26 protein-coding genes and 1 pseudogene are annotated in these 25,176 nt (G+C 68.8%); 17 read left to right on the forward strand and 10 right to left on the reverse strand.

Features of this window, described 5'->3' with window-relative positions; all coding sequences use genetic code 11:
* The first annotated feature begins 47 nt into the window (after window positions 1-47).
* The 7 genes from ACIBL3_RS39465 (at window position 48) to ACIBL3_RS39495 (ending at window position 7,686) form a co-directional block, all read left to right on the forward strand.
* A complete protein-coding gene (locus ACIBL3_RS39465) occupies window positions 48-374 on the forward strand; it encodes a holo-ACP synthase (RefSeq protein ID WP_396359085.1) in 327 nt (108 codons plus the stop codon).
* Window positions 371-1,177, forward strand: coding sequence for an SDR family NAD(P)-dependent oxidoreductase (locus ACIBL3_RS39470; protein WP_396359087.1), 807 nt, complete (start codon window positions 371-373; stop codon window positions 1,175-1,177). The genes ACIBL3_RS39465 and ACIBL3_RS39470 overlap by 4 nt, the downstream gene beginning before the upstream one ends.
* Before the next feature lie 25 nt (window positions 1,178-1,202).
* Complete coding sequence (gene asnB, locus ACIBL3_RS39475) at window positions 1,203-3,029, forward strand: asparagine synthase (glutamine-hydrolyzing) (protein ID WP_396359088.1); 1,827 nt, start codon at window positions 1,203-1,205, stop codon at window positions 3,027-3,029.
* A 46-nt stretch (window positions 3,030-3,075) separates the two neighbouring features.
* Window positions 3,076-3,288 carry a ferredoxin gene (locus ACIBL3_RS39480; RefSeq protein WP_396359089.1) on the forward strand — a complete coding sequence of 71 codons (213 nt, stop codon included), beginning with the start codon at window positions 3,076-3,078 and terminating at the stop codon, window positions 3,286-3,288.
* Window positions 3,289-3,313: 25 nt separating this feature from the next.
* Entirely contained in the window at window positions 3,314-4,606 is a 1,293-nt protein-coding gene (locus ACIBL3_RS39485; protein WP_396359090.1) for an acetyl-CoA carboxylase biotin carboxylase subunit family protein, read from the forward strand.
* A 180-nt stretch (window positions 4,607-4,786) separates the two neighbouring features.
* Window positions 4,787-7,159, forward strand: a complete 2,373-nt coding sequence (locus ACIBL3_RS39490) for an ATP-binding protein (protein WP_396359092.1) — start codon at window positions 4,787-4,789, stop codon at window positions 7,157-7,159.
* Between the two features lie 56 nt (window positions 7,160-7,215).
* Window positions 7,216-7,686: a hypothetical protein gene (locus tag ACIBL3_RS39495; RefSeq protein WP_396359093.1), complete on the forward strand. Its 471-nt coding sequence runs from the start codon at window positions 7,216-7,218 to the stop codon at window positions 7,684-7,686.
* Between the two features lie 173 nt (window positions 7,687-7,859).
* Here ACIBL3_RS39495 and ACIBL3_RS39500 read toward each other — a convergent pair whose 3' ends face one another.
* The 3 genes from ACIBL3_RS39500 to ACIBL3_RS39510 form a co-directional block, all read right to left on the reverse strand.
* Window positions 7,860-8,540 carry an arginase family protein gene (locus tag ACIBL3_RS39500; protein WP_396359094.1) on the reverse strand — a complete coding sequence of 227 codons (681 nt, stop codon included), beginning with the start codon at window positions 8,538-8,540 and terminating at the stop codon, window positions 7,860-7,862.
* A gap of 176 nt (window positions 8,541-8,716) precedes the next feature.
* Window positions 8,717-9,346 (reverse strand): TMEM175 family protein, encoded by a 630-nt coding sequence (locus tag ACIBL3_RS39505; RefSeq protein WP_396359095.1) that lies wholly within the window; start codon window positions 9,344-9,346, stop codon window positions 8,717-8,719.
* A gap of 132 nt (window positions 9,347-9,478) precedes the next feature.
* Complete coding sequence (locus tag ACIBL3_RS39510; protein WP_396359096.1) at window positions 9,479-10,126, reverse strand: hypothetical protein; 648 nt, start codon at window positions 10,124-10,126, stop codon at window positions 9,479-9,481.
* Window positions 10,127-10,309: 183 nt separating this feature from the next.
* Between ACIBL3_RS39510 and ACIBL3_RS39515 the strand changes: the two genes are divergently transcribed.
* The 6 genes from ACIBL3_RS39515 (at window position 10,310) to ACIBL3_RS39540 (ending at window position 13,549) form a co-directional block, all read left to right on the forward strand.
* Window positions 10,310-10,702 (forward strand): VOC family protein, encoded by a 393-nt coding sequence (locus ACIBL3_RS39515; RefSeq protein WP_396359097.1) that lies wholly within the window; start codon window positions 10,310-10,312, stop codon window positions 10,700-10,702.
* Between the two features lie 65 nt (window positions 10,703-10,767).
* On the forward strand, window positions 10,768-11,445 hold the full coding sequence (locus tag ACIBL3_RS39520) for an antibiotic biosynthesis monooxygenase (RefSeq protein ID WP_396359197.1): 678 nt from the start codon (window positions 10,768-10,770) through the stop codon (window positions 11,443-11,445).
* A 286-nt stretch (window positions 11,446-11,731) separates the two neighbouring features.
* Window positions 11,732-11,929: a hypothetical protein gene (locus ACIBL3_RS39525; RefSeq protein WP_396359099.1), complete on the forward strand. Its 198-nt coding sequence runs from the start codon at window positions 11,732-11,734 to the stop codon at window positions 11,927-11,929.
* An 84-nt stretch (window positions 11,930-12,013) separates the two neighbouring features.
* A complete protein-coding gene (locus ACIBL3_RS39530) occupies window positions 12,014-12,199 on the forward strand; it encodes a hypothetical protein (protein WP_396359100.1) in 186 nt (61 codons plus the stop codon).
* 202 nt (window positions 12,200-12,401) lie between these two features.
* Complete coding sequence (locus tag ACIBL3_RS39535) at window positions 12,402-13,076, forward strand: response regulator (RefSeq protein WP_396359198.1); 675 nt, start codon at window positions 12,402-12,404, stop codon at window positions 13,074-13,076.
* A 107-nt stretch (window positions 13,077-13,183) separates the two neighbouring features.
* Window positions 13,184-13,549 (forward strand): response regulator transcription factor, encoded by a 366-nt coding sequence (locus tag ACIBL3_RS39540; protein ID WP_396359101.1) that lies wholly within the window; start codon window positions 13,184-13,186, stop codon window positions 13,547-13,549.
* On the opposite strand, the gene ACIBL3_RS39545 is transcribed toward ACIBL3_RS39540, so the two are convergent.
* Both ACIBL3_RS39545 and ACIBL3_RS39550 read right to left on the reverse strand, forming a co-directional pair.
* Window positions 13,539-15,566 carry a hypothetical protein gene (locus ACIBL3_RS39545; protein WP_396359102.1) on the reverse strand — a complete coding sequence of 676 codons (2,028 nt, stop codon included), beginning with the start codon at window positions 15,564-15,566 and terminating at the stop codon, window positions 13,539-13,541. The two genes, ACIBL3_RS39540 and ACIBL3_RS39545, sit on opposite strands and share 11 nt — an antisense overlap.
* A gap of 22 nt (window positions 15,567-15,588) precedes the next feature.
* Complete coding sequence (locus ACIBL3_RS39550) at window positions 15,589-16,893, reverse strand: ATP-binding protein (protein ID WP_396359104.1); 1,305 nt, start codon at window positions 16,891-16,893, stop codon at window positions 15,589-15,591.
* Window positions 16,894-17,118: 225 nt separating this feature from the next.
* Here ACIBL3_RS39550 and ACIBL3_RS39555 point away from each other — a divergent pair, with 225 nt between their 5' ends.
* From ACIBL3_RS39555 to ACIBL3_RS39565, 3 genes are all read left to right on the forward strand, one after another.
* The gene (locus ACIBL3_RS39555; protein ID WP_396359105.1) at window positions 17,119-17,862 is read left to right on the forward strand and encodes an ABC transporter ATP-binding protein; all 744 of its coding nucleotides are present in this window, start codon (window positions 17,119-17,121) and stop codon (window positions 17,860-17,862) included.
* A 1-nt stretch (window position 17,863) separates the two neighbouring features.
* Window positions 17,864-20,407 (forward strand): ABC transporter permease, encoded by a 2,544-nt coding sequence (locus ACIBL3_RS39560; protein WP_396359106.1) that lies wholly within the window; start codon window positions 17,864-17,866, stop codon window positions 20,405-20,407.
* Window positions 20,408-20,975: 568 nt separating this feature from the next.
* Window positions 20,976-21,131 (forward strand): hypothetical protein, encoded by a 156-nt coding sequence (locus ACIBL3_RS39565; RefSeq protein ID WP_396359107.1) that lies wholly within the window; start codon window positions 20,976-20,978, stop codon window positions 21,129-21,131.
* Here the strand turns inward: ACIBL3_RS39565 and ACIBL3_RS39570 are convergent.
* The 5 genes from ACIBL3_RS39570 to ACIBL3_RS39590 all read right to left on the reverse strand — a co-directional run bounded on the left by ACIBL3_RS39570 (window position 21,125) and on the right by ACIBL3_RS39590 (window position 24,665).
* Complete coding sequence (locus ACIBL3_RS39570; protein ID WP_396359108.1) at window positions 21,125-21,769, reverse strand: TetR/AcrR family transcriptional regulator; 645 nt, start codon at window positions 21,767-21,769, stop codon at window positions 21,125-21,127. The two genes, ACIBL3_RS39565 and ACIBL3_RS39570, sit on opposite strands and share 7 nt — an antisense overlap.
* Window positions 21,759-22,490, reverse strand: coding sequence for an ABC transporter permease (locus tag ACIBL3_RS39575; protein WP_396359109.1), 732 nt, complete (start codon window positions 22,488-22,490; stop codon window positions 21,759-21,761). The genes ACIBL3_RS39570 and ACIBL3_RS39575 overlap by 11 nt, the downstream gene beginning before the upstream one ends.
* 11 nt (window positions 22,491-22,501) lie before the next feature.
* Entirely contained in the window at window positions 22,502-23,200 is a 699-nt protein-coding gene (locus tag ACIBL3_RS39580; RefSeq protein WP_396359110.1) for an ABC transporter ATP-binding protein, read from the reverse strand.
* 729 nt (window positions 23,201-23,929) lie between these two features.
* Complete coding sequence (locus ACIBL3_RS39585; protein ID WP_396359111.1) at window positions 23,930-24,283, reverse strand: hypothetical protein; 354 nt, start codon at window positions 24,281-24,283, stop codon at window positions 23,930-23,932.
* An 85-nt stretch (window positions 24,284-24,368) separates the two neighbouring features.
* Window positions 24,369-24,665 (reverse strand): antibiotic biosynthesis monooxygenase family protein, encoded by a 297-nt coding sequence (locus ACIBL3_RS39590; protein ID WP_396359112.1) that lies wholly within the window; start codon window positions 24,663-24,665, stop codon window positions 24,369-24,371.
* Between the two features lie 271 nt (window positions 24,666-24,936).
* On the opposite strand from ACIBL3_RS39590, the pseudogene ACIBL3_RS39595 reads away from it, so the two are divergent.
* Window positions 24,937-25,077: pseudogene (locus ACIBL3_RS39595) on the forward strand (IS256 family transposase); the annotation flags it as partial.
* Between the last annotated feature and the right edge of the window lie 99 nt (window positions 25,078-25,176).

A 25,176-nucleotide genomic window follows, 5' to 3' on the forward strand; every position in this document is an offset into this window, starting at 1 on the left:
CGGCCGGCCAGAACGTGTGTGCGGTACGGGTGTATTCAGGTGCGCGGGTGCCTGAAACCTGGTGGCAGCGGGTGAGCTCCAGCGAGCTGGCGTACTGCCAGGACTTCGTCCGGGTCGGCGAACACTTGGCTGCTCGGATTGCGGCCAAACGTGCAGTCACCGCCGCGCTCGGCTGGTCGGGCCCGGTGCCGTGGCGGAGCATCGAGATCCTCCGCACTGTGCCGCGGCCACCGGTCGTGCTCCTCACCGGCGCGGCGGAGCAGTGGCGGCGCGAACTGCGGCTCCCGGTGCCCTGCGTCTCGCTGAGCCACGCCGCCGGGTACGGCGCTGCGCTCGCTTGGCTGCCGCGCGATTCCGTCGAGGCGGGTCGATGAGCTCACTGACACCCGCAACAGTGTCGAAAGCGGCCGATGGCCCGACCTCGAGCGCGAGTCTGGCAGGCCGGATCGCCCTGGTGTCCGGCGCCGCCAGCGGCATTGGGCGGGCCGTGGCAGCCGGCCTGGTCGCGGCGGGTGCCGGTGTCGTCTTGGGCGACATCGATCAAGAAGGATGCGAGAAGGCGGCCGCCGAACTCGACACGGCCGGCCTCCCGGGCCGCGTCGTCCCCGTGTCGTTGGACGTCACCGACGCATCGGCGTGGGAACGGTTCATCAGGACCGCTCGCCGGCACTTCGGCTATCCGGACCTGTTGGTCAACAACGCCGGCGTCGTCGGCATCCACGGGCTGGAGGGCGTCAGCGACGACGAGTGGCAGCGGGTGATCCAGGTTTGTCAGCGCGGCACCTGGCTCGGCCTGCGGGCCGCGGTTCCGTGCATGCACCTGGCCGGCGGCGGCGCGATCGTCAACGTGTCCTCGGTGTTCGCGCACGTCGGTTCGGGGGCCGCGTTCGCTTACCACGGCGCCAAGGGTGCGGTCGCCGCGATGACCCGCGCCGCGGCGGTCGAACTGGCGCCCGCGCGGATCCGGGTCAACGCCGTGTCGCCCGGCATGGTCGAGACTCCGATGACCTCGGGCCTGCCCGAGCAGTTCGTCACCGACTTCGTCGCGGCAACACCGATGGGCCGGAAGGCGGCACCGCGAGAGATCGCCGCCGCCGTCCTGTTCCTGTTGTCCGAGGACGCGTCCTTCATCACCGGCACCGACCTGCTGGTCGACGGCGGATTTGCGGCGCGATGAGACCGACGAGAGCGAGGGTGAGCTGATGTGCGGCATCACGGGATGGGTCGACTGGGAGCGACGGCCGGCCGACGAGCCGGGCGTGCTGGAGGCGATGACCGACACACTGGCCTGCCGTGGCCCGGACGGGCGCGGTACCTGGCTTGACGGACACGCCGCGATCGGGCACCGACGGCTCGCCGTGATCGACCCCAAGGGCGGGGCGCAGCCGATGCTGGCACACGCGCGGCCGGGTTCGAAGCCGGTGGTGCTGACGTTCAGCGGCGAGGTGTACAACTTCGCCGAACTTCGCACCGAGCTGCGGGCCCGCGGACACCGGTTCACCACTCGATCCGACACCGAGGTCGTACTGCGCGCCTACCTCGAGTGGGGGGCCGAGTGTGTACGGCGGCTGGAGGGCATGTTCGCGTTCGCAGTCTTCGACGCCGAGCGGGAGCGTCTGCTGCTGGCCCGTGACCGGCTCGGCATCAAGCCGCTCTACTACCACCACTACGCCGAGGGCATCGTCTTCGGTTCCGAGCCCAAGGCGCTGCTCGCCAGCCCGGTGTTCGACGCCGCGCTCGACGACGAGGGCGTGCTCGAGCTGTTCGCCATGTTCGGCACGCGTACGCCGGGCAACGCGGTGCTGCGCGATCTGCACGAGTTGCGTCCGGGCTCACTGCTGGAGTTCGACCGGCGCGGGGCGCGGACCCGGACCTACTGGAGACTTCGCAGCGCACCGCACACCGACGATCTCGACACCACGGTGCGGACCGTCCGCGGGTTGCTCGACGACTCTGTGAACCAGCAGTTGGTGTCCGACGTACCGCTGTGCGCGCTGGTATCCGGTGGGCTGGACTCCAGCCTGATCGGCGTACTGGCGAGCGGCGCTGTTGGTGCTGGGGCGTTGTCCACGTTCGCGGTCGACTTCGCCGGCAGCGCTGCAGACTTCCGGGCCGATGCGAATCGGCCGACCTTGGATGCGCCGTACGTTCGCACGCTGGTCGAGCACATCGAATCGCGGCACACCGACGTGGTGCTCGACGTACCGGATCTGCTGAGCACGTTCGAGCGCGCCACGCGGGCCCGTGACCTGCCGTGCCTCGGCGACCTGGACGGCTCGCTGTATCTGCTGTTCGAGGCGATCGCCGGCCGTTCGACGGTCGCGTTGTCCGGCGAGTCGGCCGACGAGGTGTTCGGTGGCTACGCGTGGTTCCACGACCGGAGGGCGATCGCCCGCGACGGGTTCCCCTGGAATCTCGACGACACCGGTTTCGCGAACGTGCTGACCCCGGCTCTGAAACAACGGCTGCAGCCGCAGCGGTACGCCGCGGACCGCTACGCCGACGCGCTCGCCGAGGTACCGCGGCTGGCCGGCGAGGACGGCGTCGACCGGCGGATGCGGGAGGTGTCCTACCTCGCGTTGACCCGGTTCCTTCCGGTGCTCCTGGACCGCAAGGACCGGATGAGCATGGCGGTCGGGCTCGAGGTGCGGGTGCCGTTCTGCGACACCCGGCTGGTGGAGTACGTCTGGAACGTGCCGTGGGCGATGAAGGCGATCGACGGCACACCGAAGGGCCTGCTCCGGCGGGTCGCCGCCGACCTGCTGCCGCGCGAGCTGGTCGACCGGCCGAAGACGATGTACCCGACGGCACCCGATCCGAGGTACGACGCAGCGGTGCGTGCGGCCGCCCGCTCGCTGTTGGCCGGCGACTCGGCGATCCGCCCGCTGCTGGATGTCGAGCGGGTCACCGCTCTGGTCGACGGCGACAGCCGGCGCCCGGCATGGATGCAGCGGATGGCCTTGGCCTACCTCACCCAGATCGAACTGTGGCTGCGGCGGTACGAAGTCAAGCTCACGGTCTCGGTGTGAGGCGGCGGCCGATGAATCGCTCGATGCGCTGCGATGAGGAGACGAGATGACGCTGTGGAAGGTGACGGTCGACCGCGACGCATGTATCGGCAGCGGGATGTGCCTGGGCATCGCTGCCGATCACTTCGAGCTCGGACCGGACCGTCGATCCCGCCCGGTGTCGGCGACGGTCGACGCGGACGAGCCGGCGGCCCTGGACCTCGCCAGCGCGGCGGAATGTTGCCCGGGTGCCGCGATCACCGTGGTCGCAGCACCATGAATGCCCAGCTGATCTGGAGGTTTCCGTGCGACCCGTTGTGATGCTCCTGATAGGTACCCGCGGGATCCGGATCACCGACACGGTGCAGCAGTTGCGCTCGGTCGGCGACGTCGTCGTGCTCACGAGTGCCGACATCATGAACCGCCGCGCGGACCGGCTCGACGACGACCTGCCGGCCGATGTCGTGATCGCCCCGGACCGGGAGGCGCTGGTTGACCATGCCGTCGCGTACGCGGCCCGACGAACTGTCGACGGCGTACTGACGTTCTCTGACGACCTGCTCGAGGCTGCCGCCGTCGTCGCGGACCGGCTCGGTCTGCCCGGGCAGCCTCCGGAGACGATCGCACTGTTCCGGGACAAGTACCTGCAGCGCGGAGCGCTCGCCGCGGTCGGCGTACCGACGCCGCGGTTCGCCCGGCTGATGAGTCCCGCGGATGTCCCCGCGGCTTTGGCCGAGGTGCCGTTGCCCGCGATTCTCAAGCCCACGCGGGGCAGCGGTGGCGCCCTGGCATCGATCGTGACCACACCGGATGAGCTGAGCAGCCACGTCGCGCGAGCGTTCGACGACGCCGCGCGGGCCGGTGGTGCGGTGGATCCGGATACCGCCTTCATCCTCGAGGAACTGCTGGTGGGCGACCCGGCAGCCGCGACACCGGGATTCGCTCCGTACGTCAGCGTCGAATCGATTGCGGTCGGCGGAGCTGTGTGCCACCTCGCGGTCACGGACCGGTTCCCGACCGCTCCGCCAGTGCTGGAGACCGGGATGATGCTGCCGTCGGCACTCGGGGCTCAGGCCCGTGCCGACGTGCTTGGGATGGCCGGCCAGGCGCTGCACGCGCTGGGGTTCCGCACCGGACTCGCGCACACCGAGTTGATGCTGACCGCCGACGGCCCGCGGGTCATCGAGGTGAACGGGCGGGCCGGGGGAGCGTTGCCGTACCTGTTCCCGATGGTGTCGACCGTCAACCTGATCGCCCGGGCCGGACTCGCGGCACTGGGCACCGAGAGCGGCGAGCTGCCCACGTTCACCGGGCACGCGGTGTTCGTGAGCCCGCACCACCCGGTCGGAGTGGAGATCGAGAAGGTCGACGGTCTCGACGAGATCGGCGCCCTGCCGGCGATCCGCGCGGTGATCCCGATCTCGGTCGGCCCAGGCCGGACCGACGCCCACCGGGACACCCTGATCGCGGCAGTCCTCGGCACCGTCGCCACACCCGGTGAAGCAGTCGGAGTGTGGCGCGAGGTGATGGCGCTGGTGCGACCGCAGTACACGTCCCGCGGCTTGGCCAGGACGCCTGGCATGACGAGTTCTCCTTGACTTTTAGACGACCAGACGACAGCGTGTCTGGTCCAGTCCACACACGCCGTTTCCCGAGCGTTCACAGGAGAGATGGACGCACGGCCAGCGGACGAGGCTAGGGTCGATGTTGCTTCAGCAGTCCCGGGTATCGGGCGAGGTAGGGGGCTCAGGGTGGCCGACGATCACGATGGCCCCATCGTGGAGTTTTTGCAGCCAACCGATGTGCCGGCCTCGCAACGGTGGGCGGCGGATTGCCGCCACCCGACGCCACTGGTCGGCCGGGACAGTGAGCGCATAGCGCTGCGGCGGATCATCGAGGGCTCGGCGCGACTGGTCACGCTCACCGGACCGGGTGGCACGGGGAAGACCAGCCTGGCATTGTCCGTGGTCGATGAGGTACGTGACTGCTTCGGCGCCGGCGTCTGGCCAGTTGAGCTGGCACCACTGTCCGAGCCCGGCCAGGTGGCTGCTGCGGTCGCTGCTGCCTGCCGCGCCGGTTCCGAGAGCGACACCCAGCCGGCGATCGACCTACGCGACCGCCTGCGGGACACCGAACTGCTGCTGGTGCTCGACAACTGCGAGCACGTCGCGGACGGTGTAGCCGAGCTGTTGCGGACCCTGCTGCCGCAGTGCCCCGGCCTGCGAGTCTTGGCGACCAGCCGGCAGCCGCTGCGGATCTACGGGGAGCGGTTGTACCCGGTCCGGCCACTGCAACTGGCGACCTCTCTGCAGGTGCCGCTGCGCGAGATCACGGACATCCCGGCCATCGCGCTGTTCATCCAACGGGCTCGCGCCGTGGTGCCGGACTTCGCCCTGACCGAGGACAACGTTGCCGACGTGGCGGAGATCTGCGGGCTGCTCGACGGGCTACCGTTGGCGATCGAACTGGCCGCGACCAGGCTACGGCTCTTCGGCACCCGGGCGCTGCTGGCCAGGTTGCGGGACGGCATCGACATCCTGCGTCTCGGAGCGGCCCACGTGCCGCCGCGGCAGCAGACGATGCGGGCGGCGATCCTCTGGAGCTATCAGCTACTGACCGCGCCCGAGCGCAGGCTGCTCACCAGTCTCGGCGTGTTCGTCGACGGATTCGGCGTACCTGCCGCCATGGCCGTCGCGCAGCTGGACCAGGCGTGCGTCGAGAACCTGCTGGAAGCCCTGCTGGACAAGGGCATGCTGGCCGTATCGGTCGGTGTCGACGGTGAGCCGCGATTCCAGCCGCTGCACACGATCCAGGCATTCTGCGTGGAACAGCTGCGGGATACCAGCCATGAACAGCAGATCCGCGACCGCCACGCCGGCCACTATCTGCGCCTCGTCGCCGACGCGCAGCAGGAATTGGCCCGTGGGCGGCACGCGGCGTGCCGGGCCAGGCTGATCTCCGAGCAGGCCAACCTGCGCGCGGCGTATCAGCACCTGCGTGCCAGCGGTGACGCCGACGGGGCGCTCGCGCTGGCGACCGGACTCTGGCGGTTCATGTTCGGCCAGGGACAGCTGCGCGAAGGCCTCCGGATGCTGCGGGAGGCTCTGGCAGATCGCAAGAACCGCACCGACGACAAGCAGTACGCCGATGCCCTGCACGCCGCTGGAACGCTCGCGTTGGCGGTCGGGGACTATGTCGCGGCGGAGGACTACCAGCGGCGCGCTGTGGCGGCCTATCGCAACCTCGACGAGTTGCCCGGAGTAGCAGCGGCCCTGAACCACCTCGGCAATCTTGCCCGGGTCCGGGGCAACTTTGCCGAGGCCCGCACGTTGTGTGAGAAGAGCCTGTCACTGTGGCGAACGATCAAGGATCCGAATGCCGCGGCCGTGGTGCTCATCGACTTGGCGCTGATCTCGCTGAGCCGGGGCGACGTGGCCGCGGCGGATGAGGCAGTGGGCTTCGCGTTACCGCTGCTCGAGGCGCACGACGGAACCAGTGCCAACAGCGTCCGCGCACTCGCCGGCCTGATCACGTTCCGGCGCGGGCTCCTCGATGATGCCGAACGCATCTGCCGGTCTGCCGCGGCGAAGGCGGCCGGGATGGGCATCCATCCGGATACGCCGTTCGCGTTGGAGGCGCTGGCTCTCGTGCTGGCCGGGCGGCGCCGGCCGGAAACGGATCTGATCGCCGCACGCTTGATCGCTTCAGCGAGTACGATCCGGGCCGAGACGCACAGCTATGCCTGTGCGGAGATCCTGCCGTTCGTGGACCGTGCGTTGCAGAATCTGCGCCGCAGGCTCGGCGACGTCGCCTTCGACAACGCCTGTCTGGCGGGCAGATCAGCACCACCGGCGGCACTGCTCGACGACGACCTCGGCCTCGTCGACCTCCCGATTCCGGTCGTGCAGGTTGTCGGCGCGCCGATCGATTCGGAACCGAAGCTGGCCGAGGCACTCCTCGAGACACCACTGACGGCCAGGGAGCGCGAGGTTGTGCTGCTGGTTGCCGAAGGGATGACCAACCGCCAGATCGCCACGAGGCTGAAGATCGCGGAGTGGACCGCCATCAACCACGTCCGGCACGCGATGCGCAAACTCGGTGTGCCGTCCCGCGTCCACATCGCCCAGTGGGCCCTTCGTCAGCAGCTGTGACGGCGCAGCGCCCGGTATCCGTCGTTGTCGCAATCCGAGCCGGAAGGAGCAATACCATGTGGCATACCGTGTTCATCGTGGCGCACGCCGTCTCTGGTGTGGTCGCGTTCACGAGCGGCTGCATCGCCATCTCGCGCCGCGCCTGGTTTCGGTACTACTTCTGGTCGCTAGCGCTGCTGGACGTCTTCATGGTGCTCTCGGTCGCCGTAGGCTGGCGCGATATGGGGACACCGTCGCGCTGGGTGTTCTCGGGGCTGATCGTGCTCGGCGGCTACATGATGCTGCGTGCCGTCCAGGCGTCGCGGACCCAGCCGGCCGGCGACGAGGCGCCGTCCGCGGCATACCTGGATCATCTTGGTTTCACACTCATCGCGTTGTTCGAGGGGTTCGTCATCGTGGCTGCGATCGACCTCGGCGCACCGGTCTGGCTTGTGGTCGCACTCGCCGTAGCCGGGGTGATCGCGGGCCACCTCACGATCCGGTACCTGAAGACGAGCAAGGTGCCCCAAGCAACGACTGCACCCTGACCGCGTCGCCAAGCCTGGCGAGGTCGTTGTTCGGGTCGAGCACGATGGAGGAGAGACTCCGTGCAGCGTGTTCTCCATACCGGCTCCGAGCGGCACGGTTGGCTCGCCCACATTCGGCTCTCGCGCCGCAGGTGGACTCGCAGGCAAGGGGAGGCGATCGGTGTTGTGAGGACTCAGCGGGTGAGCGCCGCGGCCAGGCGGGCGATGACCTCGGCGTCGGCGGAGTCGGAGGGGCCTCCGGTCGGCATGTGTTCGGTGATGGCAGCGCCGACCAGGTTGTCCACTCCGGAGACCAGATCGATCAGCTGCTGTACCTGCACGCCGTCGGGTTCGGGGTAGCCGAGTGAGCTGAACTGGGTGGGTTCGAGCACGTCCAGGTCGACGTGGACGTAGACGGGGCCTGTGAGGCCGTCCAACGTCCGGTCGAGGTCCTTGACGCCGTACCTGCGGATGCCGGCATGTTGGAGGTAGTCGTGCTCGGATGCGCTCCCGGCCCGCTCACCGGCGATGATCACCTGCTCGGGCACCAGCGGATGCGCTGGAACGAGTGGAGCGGGCCCTTCTCCGAGCAGGGTTCGCAGCACCATGCCGTGGAAGGAGCCGGATCGCAGCGTCTGCGGCGTGTACAGGTCGGGATGTGCATCGATCCACAGCACGGTCAGCCGGTCGCCGTATCGCTCCCGGGCTGTCGCGATGGGCGCGAGGTCGACTGCGCAGTCTCCGCCGGCGGTGATGATCAGGTCGTCGATGTCGGCCAAGGCGTCGTACGTCAACCGGAGGTTCTCGACCAGTACGTCCAGCCCTCGCACGCCGGCCTCGGGCTTGCCGCCCGTGTCGAGCACCGGCACTGTCACGTGGTGATCGGCCGGAATCAGTTCAGCCGTCCGCCGAGCACCGATTGCAAGCCGAGGCGAGTCGCCCAGTCCCGAGCCTTGCCACTGAGGCACACAGAGCACTGTGGTCACGGATCACCCTACTGCCGTTGGCAGGTCACCATCGCGTACGCGCCCACTCGGTACCCGGCCGGCAGTCAGGGGCGATTGGTGCGTTGCGAGCGGACCTGTTCGAATCCGTAGTACAGGGCGAGCAGGAACTGCACGAGCAGGGTGATGGGGGCCGAGATGAACGACAGGCCGATGGTGAGTGCATACACCAGGGTGCCGATCGAGAAGCGGAGTACCGACTTGCGTTGCTCGGTCGGACTCAGGTCGTGCTCGACGAGGTGCGTGCGCAGCGCGTACCACCAGATCAGGCTGAACGCGATTGCCGCAAGCGTGAGGTTGGTGCTGTAAATGGCGGCCGCGACATTGGCGTTGCTGGATGGGTCCTGCAGGTACTCCGCGAACAGGTTCGTCGGGAACGGCAGCAGCGCCGTCCACAGCAGGAGCAGCAGATTCAGAAACATCAGCCCACGGTCGACCCGCTGGATCCGGCGGAACATCGAGTGGTGGTTGACCCACATGATGCCGATGACCGCGAAGCTCGTCACGTACGCGGCGAACTGCGGCCACGTGTCCAGCAGGGCCGGCCACAGGTGTTCACCGGGTTCGAGTTCGGGCGGGTGCAGCTCGATCACCAGCAAGGTGATCGCGATCGCGAAGACGCCGTCACTGAAGGCCTCGACCCGCGAGGTGTCAGCCAGGTCCGGCTGAGTGTCCACTCCACGATTCTGGCACCCACCAACTGCCCGACACACCCGAGGCGGTGCGGGTGCGAGGGTGGTCGCGCAGAGCGAGCTGCAACGACGAGCGGTGACTGGGTCACGACTCACGCCAAGGATGCGGCCTGCGCGCTACGGGGGAGGGGCGTCGGCGAACGGGTTCGGTTTGCGGTGGCGGGCGCGGAGTTGGTAGCGCTGGTGGACGATCGTGGCTACGCCGAAGACGACGACGGCGACGAGGATCGCCGGCCACAACGACTCGGTGATGGCGGCCGCGCCGAAGCCGGCGACGGTGCCGAGCAGCACACTGTTGATCACGCCGATCATCCCGACCGCGCTCAGCAGGATCTGCCGGCGCGATCGCGAGTAGCCGTCGAGCGCCAGGATGGTGACGATGTCATCGGTGGGCGCGGCGACGCCGAGGTAGCCGCTGAGGCCTGGAGCAGCTCGGTGGTAGAAGCGGCGGATCCGATTGATGCGCTGTAGGTACAGCGTGTCCTCGATCGACGCCTGCAGGACCCGCTCGAACGTGACCAGTCCGAGGAACGACAAGACCGGGAACAGCACCAGCCCGAAGGTGAGCAGGGTGGTACGCGAGGTCTGCCCGGCGAACGCCAGCGCGACCAGGCCTGCGGAGACCGCGCCGAGGAAGATGCTGGTCCGGCCGTTCGACTCCGAGATCGTCGCCGCCCGGGCGGTCTGGAGGTTGAAGTGCTCGGTGGTCAGGATCGTGATAGCTGCCTGCGGGTTGTCCGGCAGTGACTCGTACGGATGCTCCATGGCTTCATCGTCTCTGATGCCTTCGGCCCTGGGCGCGTTCGGCTTCTGCCCGGCCGAGTGTCGTATCTGCGCATCTGCTCTCGCTCGTCGCCGACGGTGTCCGCGAGGCAGAAGCAAACGTGTTTGGGCCGGTCGAGGATTCGAGACCGACTCGAGGTGGCGGTGCTGCGGGAGGGAGACGAGATGCTCCGAGAGCACCCGATTGGCGTGATGCTGACTGCGACGGACCTCGAGGCCGTGAAGCAGTTCTACGGCGGCCGGATCGGCCTGGGCGTGCTGATCGAGAATGATGAGTTCGTGACGTTCCGGTGTGGCGGCGACAGCAGGCTGGTCGTCACCGCGAGCAGCGCCCGGACCGGCGAGCAGCAGACGAAGGCGAGCTGGCGCGTCACCGACATCGCAACGGAGATCGCCGAGCTACGGGCCCGCGGCGTCGAGATCGCGGAGTACGACGAGCCGGGCCTGACGACGGTGGACGACGTTGCCGACGTCGGATTCGCCCTGGTCGCGTGGTTCGTCGATCCAGGCGGTAACACGATCTGGCTGTTGCAGTTCAAGGATCAGGGGTTGGGTTGAGCGGGAGCGATCCACCGGATCGGGGCTCGCTGCCCGGCGGCCCCGACGGTCCAGTCACGACCACGGTGACCCGCCGGGTCAAGCCCGGGCACGAGTCGTTCTACGAGCAGTTCCTCACCGGCATCATCGCGGCGGCGAGCCGATACCCAGGTCACCTCGGTGCCGAGGTCTTCCGGCCCGAGAACACCTCCACGGGTGAGTACCGCGTCGTCTACCGGTTCGACACCGCCGAGCACTTGCGCGCCTGGCTCGATTCCGATGAACACGCCGCCTGGCTCGAGCGCGCCGAGCCGCACGTCATCGGCCCGATACACCGGCAGTTTCTGACTGGACTCGAGACCTGGTTCACCGTTCCGTCCCGCCCGGGTACTCCGCCACCGCCGCCGTACAAGATTCGGGCTCAGCACTGCACCTCCGGCTCCTACCTAAGTAGGAGCCGGAATCGTCGGTGGGGCCGACCTCGAACACAGCCTTCCGACGATGTGCGGAACCCAGCCCCGGGCCGAGCCTGGTGGACATCAGCAATCCACACCGTCGAAGGGTCGAAAGGAACCACCCTGATGTACGTCTCCTATTTCACGATCAAGGCGATCCACGAGCAGACTCACTCTGCCCTTCCGAATGCACCGGTCTTACCGCATGCACCGCAGCGTCCACGCCGCCACCCACTCCGCGCCGTACGACGCGTGCTCCGGCCTACGACACCGCCGTCGCCGGCCACCGACCCGTGCCCCCGAACCTGACACCACCCGAGGTGAATCTTGGGCGTGGTGGCGTGGTGTAGCGACCACTCGACCTGCAGTCGCCTTCATCGGCATCGGCGAGGGAGGGCGCTGCCCGAACCCCCGAGGGTGGGTCGGCCGCACGATCATTCGCTGCTTTGCGCGCGGCCAGCGCCCTGACGTCGTGCGGCCGGCCCAATGGGCGCGAGCATCCACAACGGCTTTGCTGGTTACACGCCATTGGCGGTTGTGCGAGAACACCGAGTCGGCGTCCGGCTGGACGCATCGAGGCAAGGAGAGGATCAGCATGTTTACCACACCCGAACACCGAACGATCGTGGCGATGCTGGCCGAGGGCAGCCCTGTCTGGTACGTCGCTGCGGTTACGAAGAGCGACCGGCACCACGCCTACGCGGTGGGCGCCCGGTACGGCTACCCGGACCGCGAGGCGCTGAAGCGGTCTCTCCAGCAACTGACCGGCGCCTTGTTGCCGGCTTCCGCATGAGGCGGGCCTGGTGAACGCCATAGCCGTGCGCACGAACTCGATAAGACTCAGGACGATTACACAACTGTGAGTAGGAGAACCGAGATGTATGTGATGCAGGAAGACCTTGCCCGAGCACAGCTACGCGAGCAGTTGACGCAGGCTGAACAGAGCCGGCGTCGCCGCCTGGCGCTGCAGGTCGAGAAGGCGCAGCGGCGTGCGGAGCGTGCCGAGCGTCGGGCGGACCGGGCAGCCGCGAAGGCGCGGCTCGCGGTCGCGCGCGCGATGTGATCGAGCCCGGCAGAACCGAACTCGAGCCGCCCGGACCTAACCGTCCGGGCGGCTCGAGCAACGAGAAGCAGCATGACCCGGACCACGCACCAAGGATGTTGGGTAGCCGCCCGGTGCAGAGCCGGACGGCTACCCGAACCGCAGGCGATCCGCCCGGCCTGACGCTGGTGATGGACGCCGGGCCTACAGTGGTGCCGTGGTACTGCGCGTCGTCTTCGCCGAGGACAACCTCCTGGTCCGCGAGGGTGTCGCAGCTCTGCTGTCCGAGACCGACGAGATCGAGCTGGTCGCGACGGTCACCGATCCGGGCTCGCTGCTCGAGGCCGTTGCCGAGCACCGGCCGGACGCCGTACTCACTGACATCCGGATGCCTCCGACGTTCACGACCGAAGGCATCGACGCCGCCAAGCGGATCCGGGCGGCTCACCCGTCCACAGGGGTCGTCGTGCTGTCCCAGTACGTCGAAGAGGACTATGCGTTCGACCTGCTGTCCGAAGGCGTCGCTGGGCTCGGGTACCTGCTGAAGGAGCGCGTCTCGCAGGGCGACGAACTGGTCCGGGCGCTTCACGACGTCGCGCGGGGCGGCTCGGTCCTCGATCCGCGAGTGGTGGAGGGACTGCTCGCGCGCAAGGCGCAGGAGTCACGGTCACCGTTGCTCGGACTCACCGGCCGCGAGCGTGAGGTGCTGGAGGCGATGGCGGCCGGGCGCAGCAACTCGGCGACGGCGAAGGCTCTGTTCATGAGTGAGCGCGCCGTCGAGAAGCACGTCGGTTCGGTGTTCCAGAAGCTGGGTCTCACCGATGAGACCGACGTGAATCGTCGCGTGATGGCGGTGCTCGCCTTCCTCGAAGCCACCGGCGGTCCCGCCGGGCGCTGAGCAGAGCGCCGGCGCGAGGGTGGGAACAACCGCACCCTCGCCGGGCGGCCAGCACCATGTCGGCGCCGGTTGCCGCCGCGCCATGATGGCGCCGAGGAGGTGCGCAGGTGCCAGATGTGCGCGTCCTGGTCGTCGACGACCAGCAGACGTTCCGCCGGGCGATCGCCGCCGTCGTCTCCGAGACGGACGGCTTCGTCGTCGTGGATTCCGCCGCGTCGGGTGAGGATTCCCTCACCGCCGTCGACCGGCTGCACCCCGACCTGGTCCTCATGGACGTCAATCTGCCCGGCATCGACGGCATCGAGGCGACTCGGCGTATGACGCTCGAGCCTGACGCACCGGTCGTTGTCCTTCTCTCGACGTACGACGAGGACGAGATCGGCACCTCCGGTTGCGGCGCCGCGTCGTACGTGTCGAAAGCCGCGTTCGGACCAGACCGGCTGGCAGCCATATGGGCCGCGGCTACGCGGTGACCACCGACCCGGCGCGCAGGCCCGGCGTCGCGGACTCACCCTCGCCGAGCGGAACGATGATCGACAGCACGTCCCCGTCGTCGAGGGACGGCGACCCGCCTACCGCCTCGACCCGGTCGACGATCGCCGGTACGTCGACCTCGTCGCGGGCGAATCCGCGAATCCGCACGACCAGATCCTGTCCCGTCGTCAGCAGGTCGACCTCGGCGGATCCGGAGCCGGCGCGCAGGGCCTCGACGCAGCAGAAGTAGACCGCCGCCTCCACCCTGGCAGAGAACCGCCGGTCGGCCGACGGCCCGACGTGCAGGGTGGCGCCCGGACTGGTCCGCGCCACGTGTGACCGCAGTGCGGGCACCAGACCCGACCGGGCGAGCTGGGTCGGGAACACGCCCCGGGTCAGTTCGCGCAAGGATTCCAGCGCCGTGTTCGTCCGGGTCACGAGCTGTTCGAGCTCGTCCAGGGCGGCAGACCCCGACGCCGCGATGCTCAGGCTGCCGAGCTGGGCCGGCATCGTGTCGAGGTGTGGCAGCACCTCCCGTGAGATCGCCGACTCCAGTTGGCGGCGGGCGGCGTCATCGGCCGCGATGATCCTGCGCCGCGACTCGGTCAGCGCCTGCGCGGTCCGGTCGAGGGCCGCCACGTGCTCAGCCAGCTCGGCCTCGATCGCGGTGTTGCGGAACGCCTGCGCGGTCTGGTCGGCCAGGTCATGCAGCAGTCGCTCGTCGACCGCACGGAGCCGACGGCCCTTCGGCATGGTGACTCCGATGCTGCCGAGGGTGTCGCCACCATGTCGTACGGGCACGTCGTACTCCGGCTCCTGGTCCGGCGCGCCGGCCGGCCAGTGCTCCTGCACATCTCCCGCGCGAGGCACGCGCAGAACGGCGCTCGAGCTTGCCGCGGACACCGCACGGCCGGCCGCTTCCGCGACGACCGGAAGCAGTGTCCTAGGTGACGGTGTCTCGGTCAGGCGCCGGCTGAAGTCCGCCAGTGCCTCGTAGGGAAGCGCCCGCGCGCCGTAGGCGAGCCGGTTCGCGAACCGGACGACTCGCCGTCGCAGCGGCTGGAAGGCGAGGGCGACCAGCGAGGTGGCGAACAACGACAGCCAGAACCCGCTCGTCTGTGTATTGACGACTGCGGCGACCGCCACGACCAGGCCTGTGTACCCGATCGCCGCGAATACGGTGCCGACGGCAAGAATGACGGCGCGGTTGATGATCACCTCGATGTCGTAGAGCCGGTAGCGCAGTACGGCGATGGCGAACAGGACCGGCAGACAGAAATAGGAGACGAACAGCGGGAGGCTCGCGGCCCAGGTCTGCTGTCCGCCGTTGAACAGCTGGACGCCGAGCAGCCAGACGAGACCCATGACCGCCAGCAGAACGGAGACGGCGATCAACCGCAGTTGCTGCCGTTGCACGCCTCGGCTGAGCCGCAGCCGGCGAAACATGGACACAGTGGCGGCGATCAGACCACCGACGGTGAGGAGCATGCCGGCGGTGAAGAGCACAGCGCCGACGGGGCCGACGCGCTGCATGTCGATCTCGAACTCGGTCGGCGACACGGTGAACTGTCCGGCGGTCCAGCTGCCGAGCCCGACCAGCGTCGCGATGCCCGCGATGCGCCAGCGGCGGGACAGGAAGTGCCCGTCCGGCGCAACCAGGTACATGATCGCCAGCGCGCCGAGGATGAGCTGGCCGCCGAGCAGCACGGCGGTCCATCCGGCGATGCTGCCGAGGCTGCGCGGGCCGGGGCCGTCGTACTTGAGCACCCAGAAGCTGTATGCCTCGGTCAGCAGCGAGATCGAGCCGGCGAATCCGGTCAGGCAGAGTAGCCAGCCGATCGGGTGCCGTGCGTACCGGGACACGATCAGCGCGCCCATCGCGGCCGACCCCACAGCTGCGCCGGTGACGAACGGGAAACCGTGGACGGCGACGGCTTCCTCGGACAGCAGCGGCCAGTTCCCCGCGGTGATCGAGACGTCTCCAACCGCGACCAGGACGGTGAGTGCCGTCAGCATCCAAGCCACCCGGGCGTGCATGTCAGTCCTTCCGTCGGTCCGGAAGGCGCGCGTCGACGATGGTGCCGCGGCCGGGCGCGGTCTCGATCGTCAGGGTGCCGCCCACCGCCTCGATGCGGTCGCGCATGTTGGCCAGACCCGTGCCGGAACCCGTCGTACCGGGGTCGAAGCCCGCGCCGTCGTCCCGAACGATCGCCGTGAGCAGGTCGGGGTCTGCTCGCAGCTCCACCCGGATCGAGCGCGCGGTCGAGTGTTTCGCGGCGTTCTGCATAGCCTCCAGCAGGCAGAAGTACGCCGCGGCCTCCACCTCGGCGGAGTACCGGCCGGCGTATGTAGCGTGCAGCTCGGCCGGGATCGGGCTCGTGGAGATCGCGGTCCCCAGCGCCGCGACCAGTCCCTCGTCGGCAAGCAGGCTGGGATAGATGCCTCGCGACAGGCTGATCAGCGTGTCGATGGTCGCCGTTGCCGCCGTACCCTGCGCCGCGATCAGCTGATCGGCCCGCTCGGGCGACCGCCCCGCCAGCGTGTGGGCGAGCCGCAGGTTCACGGCAAGAGCCACGAGGTGCTGCTGGGCGCCGTCGTGAATGTCCCGTTCGAGCCGTCGTCGCTCGGCGTCCTGCGCGTCGACGAGTCGCTGCCGCGAAACCCTCAGCTCCTCCGCCCGGGTGGACAACTCCTCGAACCGGCGCCCGAGCTCGGCTCGCAGCCGGGCCCCGCGCAGCGCCAGTCCGGCCTGGTCGGCGAGCCCCGCGAACAGCCGTTCCTCGACCGGTGAGAGTGGTACGTCGTCGCGTTCCTGGATGGCGAGGACGCCAAGCAGGTCCCCGGCCTGGCGTACCGGCAGCTCGCGCCGGCCCGGTACGTCGCCGGCTCCGGGCGGTCCGGCCGCCGAGCCCGCACCAGGGGGCCAGGAAGCGGCGAGCGTGAGCTGGTCGTCCACGACGAGCCACACCTGCGCGCCGGCGGCACCGGTCCCGTCCGCGAGCACCTTGGCCATCCGCGCCGGCAGCTCCTCGTTCGCATAGGTGCTGGTCAACGCAGCCGAGAACCGGCTCAGAACGTCGTACGGCGACGGCCGGCCGCCCCGCACCAGCTGGGACACGATCTTCTCGAGCCACGACTGCACCGGCCCGAAGCCCAGTGCGACAACGGCCGTGGCGAGCACGGAGAGCCCCACATGCGGCGACGACGTGTGGCCGATCAGCACGCCGCCTCCCAGCACCACAACGACGTACACCAGCAGCACGAAGCCGGCCAGTCCGCACAGCACGAGCACAGCAGCGAATCGCTCGCGCCGGGACCGCCCTCTTCTCCACCGCCTCCTCACCACTGCAGTCTGCGCCCATCCGCGGCGCGGCGGGAGGGCTCTACCCGAACCCCTAAGGGTGGGGTTGGCCGCACGATCGCCCGCAGATGGCACGCGGCCAGCGCCCGTACGTCGTGCGCCCAGCCCGATGGGAGCAAGCAGCCGGAACGCCTTTCCTGGTTACACGCCGCTCGACCGGGGGGCTGAAACCAGGCACAGGGGAATCACATGTCCATCACCACCACCATGACCACCACCACTCGGACCACGGCCGCGGCTCGAGCCGTCGGCGTCAGCAAGTTCTACGGCACCGGCGACGCAGCGGTTGCGGCGCTCAAGGACGTCGACGTCGAACTCGACTCCGGCCGATTCACGGCGATCATGGGTCCGTCAGGTTCGGGTAAGTCGACGCTGCTGCACATGCTCGCGGGTCTCGACCGGCCCACGTCGGGGGAGGTCTACCTCGGCGACACCCAGATCACCAAGCTCAACGACAAGGCGCTGACGCTGCTGCGCCGGGACCGGATCGGCTTCATCTTCCAGTCCTTCAACCTGCTGCCGACGATGTCCGCCGCGGAGAACATCGTCCTCCCGATGCGCATCGCCGGCCGCAAGCCCGACGAGTTCTGGGTCCAGACGATCATCGAGCGGCTCGGGCTGTCCGAGCGACTCAGACACCGTCCCACCGAGTTGTCCGGCGGCCAGCAGCAACGGGTGGCCGCGGCTCGCGCCCTGGCCTCGCGTCCGCAGATCGTCTTCGCCGACGAGCCCACCGGCGCGCTCGACTCGGCGTCCGGCACCGAGCTGCTCGAGTTCCTCCGCACGGCGGTCCACGAGTTCGGTCAGACCGTCGTCATGGTCACCCACGACCCGACCGCGGCCGGTTACGCCGACCGGGTCCTCTTCCTGGCCGACGGCCACGTCGTCGACGAGATGCACGAGCCGACTGCCGACGCCGTACTCGACTACATGAAACACCTAGGAGCCTGACATGTTCATCTCGACTGTCAGAGGCATGCTCGCCCACAAGGTGAGACTTGCGCTGACCATGGCCTCGATCGCGCTCGGGGTCGCGTTCCTGGCCGGGACTCTCGTCCTGACCGACACCATGCATCTGGCGTTCGACCAGCTGTTCGGCAAGGTCACCTCCGGTACCGACGCAGTGGTCCGCACCACGGCCGCCTACAGCCAGGCGGAGGGCGCCGGCATCAGCCGAGGACCGATAGCGGCGTCGGCGCTGCAGCAGGTTCGCTCGGTCGATGGCGTACGCGCCGCCGAGGGCGAGGTCAGCGGCTACGCGCTGCTGACCGACAACGCCGGCCGGGCCGTGCTGACCAGCGGGGGAGCCCCCACGATGGGCTACAGCCTGCCGGCCGACACCACCCTGCGCGGCGACGTGGAGATCCTCACCGGGGCCGCGCCGTCGGGGCCGCACCAGGTGGCGATCGACGCCACCAGCGCGAAGAAGCACCACATCGCGCTGGGATCCGCGATCAAGGTGCTGTTCCGCGGCCCGACGCAGGAGTTCACCGTCGTCGGCACCGTCGGCTTCGGCGGCCAGAAGGACCTCGGCGGCTCGACGTCGGCGTACTTCGACCCCGCCACCGCCCAGAAGCTGCTCGGCACGCCGGGGCACGTCGACGCGATCAACGTCAGCGCGGAGCCCGGGATCAGCCAGGCCGAGCTGGTGAAGCGGCTCAGCGCAGTTGTGCCGAAGGGCACCGAGGCTGTCACCGGCGCGACCGTGGCGAAGGAGGCCTCGGACGCGGTCAAGGAGGACCTGAAGATCGTGTCGTACGTGTTCTCGACCTTCGCCGGTATCGCCTTGTTCGTGGGCTCGTTCATCATCTGGAACACGTTCACGATGACCGTCACCCAGCGGTCGCGGGAGATCGCGTTGCTGCGGGCCATCGGCGCCACCCGCCGTCAGGTTCGCCGCAGCCTCATCCTCGAGGCACTGCTGCTCGGCGCCTCGGCGTCGGCCGCCGGCATCGGTCTCGGCGTACTCGTCGCCAAGGGGCTGAACCTGCTGATGGGCGCGGTCGGCTTCAGCCTGCCGACTACGACGCTGCAGCTGCAGCCTCGCACCATCTGGGTGTCGCTGCTGGTCGGCACCCTGGTGACGGCCGTGGCGGCGCTGGTCCCGGCACACCGGGCCACGAAGGTGCTGCCGGTGGAGGCGCTGCGCGACGCGGTGCCCGGCTCCGGCAAGCCGACGTGGAAGCGCGCCGTGGTTGGCGTCGTCGTCATGGGTCTCGGCGTGGCGGGCGTGCTCTCGGCGTTGTACGGCGACGCGAGCATGGCGGCCTTCGGCGTCGGGCTACTGGGTGTCGTGTCCGGTGTCATCATCCTGATGCCGGTGGTCGCCCGGCCGCTGGCGTCGCTGATCGCCGTACCGCTGCGGCTGCGTGGCATGCCCGGTGAGCTGGCGAGGCAGAACGCGATGCGCAACCCGCGACGTACCTCGTCGACCGCGGCCGCGCTGATGGTCGGCCTGACCCTGGTCGTCAGCATGGGCGTGTTCGCCGCCTCACTGAAGGCCTCGTTCGGCAACGCTATTGGTGATTCGACGAACGCCACTCTGTTCGTGACTCCCTCGAGCATCCAGTCCGCAGGCTTCAGCCCCGAGGCGATCAAGGCGGTCAAGGGTGTCCCCGGTGTGGACAAGGTCTCGGCCACCGGCTGGGGCCAGGCCCGCTTCGCCGGCGAGGGGTCGAGCTACGCCGCGGTGGACCCGGCGACGGCCGGTGCGGTGCTGAACCTGGGGCTGTCGTCCGGCTCGCTGTCGGATCTCGGCACCAACGGGGTCGTGCTCTCGAAGTCGGCCGCGACGTCGCACGGATGGAAGGTCGGCGACGTGATCCGGTCGGAGTTCGCCGAGACCGGCAGGCACGACCTGCGGGTGGTCGGCGTCTACGACACCAAGGGCTGGATCGACAACGACTTCGTCATCAGCTTCGCCGCCCAGACCGCCTACGCGGGCCCGCAGCTCACAGCGTCCGGGCTGATCACGCTCGTCGACGGTGCCGAGACGGCGACTGTGCGGAAGGCCGTCGTCGAGGCGTTGGCCGACCACCCGGACGCCAAGGTCTTGGACCGTAAGGGTTTCGAGAAGGAGGCGAGCGGCTTCATCGACAAGCTGGTCACCTTCGTGACGGTGATGCTGCTGCTGGCGGTCCTGATCGCGCTGCTGGGCATCGTCAACACCCTGGTGCTGTCGGTGTACGAGCGGACCCGTGAGCTGGGCCTGCTCCGGGCGATCGGCATGACCCGTGGTCAGGTCCGGGCGATGGTGCGCTGGGAGTCGGTGGTGATCTCCCTCATGGGTGCGCTCGCCGGCACCGGCCTCGGCATCGGCCTGGGTGCGGCGCTGGCGCGGGCACTGGCGGATGAAGGAATCAAGTCGACCTCCGTTCCCGGCCTGCAGGTGGCGCTCTACGTGGCGCTCGCGGCGGTGGCCGGTGTACTGGCCGCCGTCGGCCCGGCCCGGTCCGCGGCCAAGGTCGACGTACTCAAGGCGGTGGTAGCCGACTGACCACCATCAGCCTGGCGCGACGGCGGCCCGGCAGTGTCCCGACGGACACCGCCGGGCTGCCGTCGCCGAGCCGCGCGAGCGCATGCCGGGCTAGCCATGCCGCAGCAGGTATGCGGCGGCCTCCGATCGGCTGCGCAGACCAAGTTGGCCAGGATGCGGCTCACGTGGTGTTCCATGGTCTTGACGCTCAGGAACGGCCAGGACGCGATCTCGGCGCTCGGCGGGCCCGCAGCGAGCAGCTCGAGACCCGCCAGGTGATCGGCATGGAGCCGAACAACTCGGGCCGGTCGCCCAAACGGCAAGGACCTGACCACGCAGTTCCCCGACGTCGGGGCCGCGGCCGCCAGGCAGCTTCCGGATAGGGTGGTGCTGGACGGCGTTGTCTGAGGTCTTCAGAACGGCGTGCAACACGTCCGCGACTTGCCGATGAAGACCCCTGTTTCCTGTTGTGGACGCTCTAGGTTCGCGGGGTCTTCGACACTGCTCGCGGGGGAGGGAAATCTGTACGCCTCGCGGCGCCTCTGGGCGTGGCGCGACGCACGAACGTCACCTGCGCCTCGTCAACGTTGTGCTGTGCACGAAGGGCATGATGCTGGGCGAACGCCGTTCTTCGTTGTTCCTGCACCTGTGGAATCGGCGTCGGCGGGCCGACCCCGACGAGGTGCTCAAGCATGCAGCGGCTGTGGGAGAACGTAGTGACCTCGACAACTCCGGCGCCTACTGACCCCCGGCCTGGATGCCGGTGAGCAACGTCCGGACGATCCCGGGGATCTGCTCGGTGAGTTCGTCTTGGGAGGCGCCGGAGATGAGTGCGGCGAATCCCAGCATGATGGCGGGCCCCATGATCAAGCTGATCGCGGCTTCGATGTCGAACGTGCCCAGGCGGCCGAGCTGCTGCTCGGCGGCGAGATAGTCGCTGATGGGCTGGCGCAGCCGGTGCGGACCGAACGGCTGCCGGTGGATCTCTTCGATGAAGCGGTGCAGCAGAGCCGGCTCCGACATCAGGCCGGCCGCGGTCGGCAGGGTCTCGGTGACCAGGTCCACCGCGGCCTGCGCGTAGGCGATGAGGTTGTCCTCGACGGTGCCACTGCCGGCAACCGGCAGGTCGGTGTCGAACCGGGTCACCGACCCGGCGTACCGGCGGACCAGGGCGGCGACGAGAAGCTCGTGCTTGGCCGCAAAGTAGTTGTAGAGCACGCCGTCGGAAACCCCGGCCGAGCGGGCGATGTCGCGGGTTGTGATGGTCGAGACCTGCCGTTCGCCGAGCAGCTTCTCGGCGGTGTCGATCAGGTGCTCGCGTAGCGCAGTGGCCGGGTCGTCGCCGACCCGGCCCCGCACGGCTTTGGCGCGTCTAGGAGACATCGCGCCTAACCGTAGTCGACACCGCGACCAGCGCGAACAACAGCGCGTAGGCCGCGAGCACCAGCCCGCCGCCCCACTGTGGCAGCAGCTCGATTCCGGGCGTCGGCACATCTTCCAGGGCCAGTCCGCTGTTGAACGGCAGCCAGCGGTCGAAGCCTCCGACGAGCTGGCCGACGATGCCCTCGACCAGGGCGATCCAGGCCAATGCCGCAGCGACGGCGCCGACCAGGTTGCGGATCAGGGCGCCAAGTCCCACCCCTATCGCGCCGAAGCACGCGTTCCAGATCACGCAGCCTGCCAGCGTCCGCCAGAGCGCGGGATCGGATAGGTCGAGGGAACTGCCCTTGCCGGACAGCCAGAGGGCGGTCGCGCCGAAGGCCACCAGTGCGCTGACCAGACCGAGCACGGCACCCGCGGCGGCGTACACCAGGAGCTTCGCGGTGATCACCCGCTCGCGCCGCGGCGTACCTAGGTAGGTGTCGGTGATGGTCTTGTGACGGTACTCGCCCGCGACGCCGACGATGCCCAGCACCAGGGAGAAGATGGAGACGAGGCCGGCGTGCCCGACCGCACGCAGCGGTGTCGCCGGGTCGCGGAGATCCGCACCGCTGACGAAGAGTCCGCTGACACCTGCCAGCACCACCAGCTGGGCGGCAGTCAGGAGAAGGAGCGGGCTGCGGACGGTGCGCAGCTTGAGGAATTCGTTCTTGATCCCAGTCATCATCTGCTCCTTCACTGCGCGCCGGTCAGGTTCAGAAAGGCGGTCTCGAGCGAGTCCTCGCCGAGGCTGTCGAGCGGGCCCGCGAACCGGAGCCGTCCCTCGTGCACGATCACGACCTGATCGACGGTCTGGGCCACCTCGCTGAGTACGTGACTGGACACGAGGATGGCGCGCCCGTTCTTCGCCTCCTTCCGGAGCAGGTCGCGCAGCCAGGCGATACCGGCGGGGTCGAGCCCGTTGGCCGGCTCGTCGAGGATGAGCACGTCCGGATCCCCGAGCAGTGCCGAAGCCAGGCCGAGCCGCTGCCGCATGCCCAGCGAGTAACCGCTCACCCGGCGGTCCGCCGCCTCGATGAGACCGACCAGCTCGAGCATCTCGTCCACCCGCCCGGCCGGTACGCCGACCGGCTGTGCGAGTACACGGAGGTGGTCCCGGGCCCGGCGGCCGGGGTGGAAGCTGGTCGCCTCGAGCAGCGCACCCACGACCCGCCGCGGCTCGGCGAGCTCGGCGTACCGGCGCCCTCCGATCAGTGCCTCACCGGCTGTCGGGCGGACCAGGCCCAGCGCCATCCGCAGCGTCGTCGTCTTTCCCGCACCGTTCGGCCCGAGGAAGCCGGTCACCTGCCCGGACGGCACCTCGAAGGTCAGGTCCTCGACTGCGCGCACCGAGCCGAAATGCTTCGTCAGTCCTCGGACCGACACCTGTGTCATGGTCGTCTCCTTGATATGAGCGGTTGTTCATGAACCTTTGCTCATGAGCGTACGCTCATTATGGCTCCGAGCGCGAGGGGCAGTTTTCTTGCGAGCCGCGGTCACCCGGATCAGCGAACCCCGTCCAGCGTGGACAGCAGCGCGGAATCGCCGCCGCGGATGTCCTGGTAGCGGGGTGGGGCCCACTTCCGTGCCTTCGGCAGGTTCACCCAGAGCTGGATGCCGTGGAACAGGCCGGCTGCTCAGCACCAGGTGCTCCGGCTGGGCCTCGATATGGAGCAACCCACTGCCGGCCGTCATTCACTGGGTGTCGCCGTGGAGATGACACCGCCCCCGGCCTGGGAGTCCCGGTGCTCCATGATCCCGTCGAGCAGGTAGGTGACCCGCCCGGCCTGCCGTGCTCACCAGGCAGCAGCCGTTCGACTGCCCCGGCGAGCTCGACCGGCTCGGTGAGCTCGGGCGACAAGTTGCCCGTGGCCACAGTGTCACCCCCTCCCGAGCTCAGATGAGAATCGGGCGTGCGGCGGCCACCAGGTCAGCCACGCCGTTGTGGACATGTCCACAACGGCCACGGCCAAGCAATACAGCACAACCCAAGTTTCCGGCTCAAGATAGACGGTGAACTCGTCATCCTGGTCGATGGCCGGCTCAGCTTCGGCGCACTTCAGCGCCGCCCTCGGTACCGCGCCCGCGAAGGCGAAGCAACTGGTGAGTGGGCGCTGATCACAGTCAGCAGGTGACGTGGAGTACTGCGTGGACCTCACGCCTGTCGACGCTCGTGATCAGGCGGCAAGCGTCCTTTGTTGGGATGGCGGTGAGCTCCACGCCTCGGCGGCCAGCTTCGTCGGTGACGTCGGGCATGATCGGCAGCGAGCCGTGGACGCCGGTGCCGATGATCAGCCTGCTTCCGCCCCACGGGAGCTCCTCGGCGGCCGACACTGGCGTGTGCCCGAACTCGTTTCGGTATGGCTTCGAGGGCTTCTTCTTTCGCTTCCGAACCCGACCGCCTTCGATGACGATGTCGTGTTCGTACTCCCGCCCATCGACCTCGATGGCGCCGAACCTGAGTAGTCGCACGTCCATGCGGAGACCTCCTGGAGCGTCAATGGCCGCGCTAGCGGCACGCGAACTCCAACAAACCCACCTTTCCATGCGGGCGCCTCAAGTCCTAGTCCTGCTCCTCCACGACGTCGTACCAGACGGTATTGGACGGTCCGTCCTCCAGCCCGGCCAGTTCCGCGCGGGTTGCCCTGAACGCTTCGTCGTCGTGCCAGCGGGCCCAGTGCTCCCGTGACTGCCACGTGCCGATGATCGCCCGCCGCTGCGGGTCGTCGGCCTGTCTGAGCAGCTGCACAGCGACCCATCCGTCCATCTCGGCGGCGGCCCGGACGCGCTTGTGCATCGCCCGGTCCCACTGACTTCCTGCCTCGTCCTTCAGGGTCACGGTCGTGACGACGGTCATCATGGCTTTGGCTCCTCGCGTCTCGGATATTCCTGGCTGGCAAGGTGTGCCCCTCGTACGACATAAGCACCCGCCCGATGATCGGGGAACCGCGAAGCTGACTGCCTAGGATCTCTCGGTGACGCAGAACGTGCACGGTGCCCGGGCCCGAGCGGGCCCAGTTGAATCCCTGATAGTGGTGTAGCGCGGTCGCCGAGCTCGTCGTGGACGAGGACGCGGCCACCGCCTGATCCTTCGAGTCAACCTTCCACAGAATCCTCGAGGACCCATCACGATGACCGCACCACACATTGTCGACCCTGCCGGCCTGCTTGGCGAAGCCGTGGCCGGGGCGTCGCCCGATCTGATGCGCAGCCTGTTGCAGTCGATCATCAACGCGTTGCTGTCCGCCGATGCTGACGCGGTGGTACCCGCCATGGCGCGCCGCCGGGCCAGGGGAGTGGCGTTCGTGTCCGAGCCAGCCACGAGGGACTACGGCGGCGTGGGGCGGGTACGGCGGCACGTTCGCTGACCT

The organism is Kribbella sp. NPDC050124, assembly GCF_044460355.1.
GTDB lineage: Bacteria > Actinomycetota > Actinomycetes > Propionibacteriales > Kribbellaceae > Kribbella.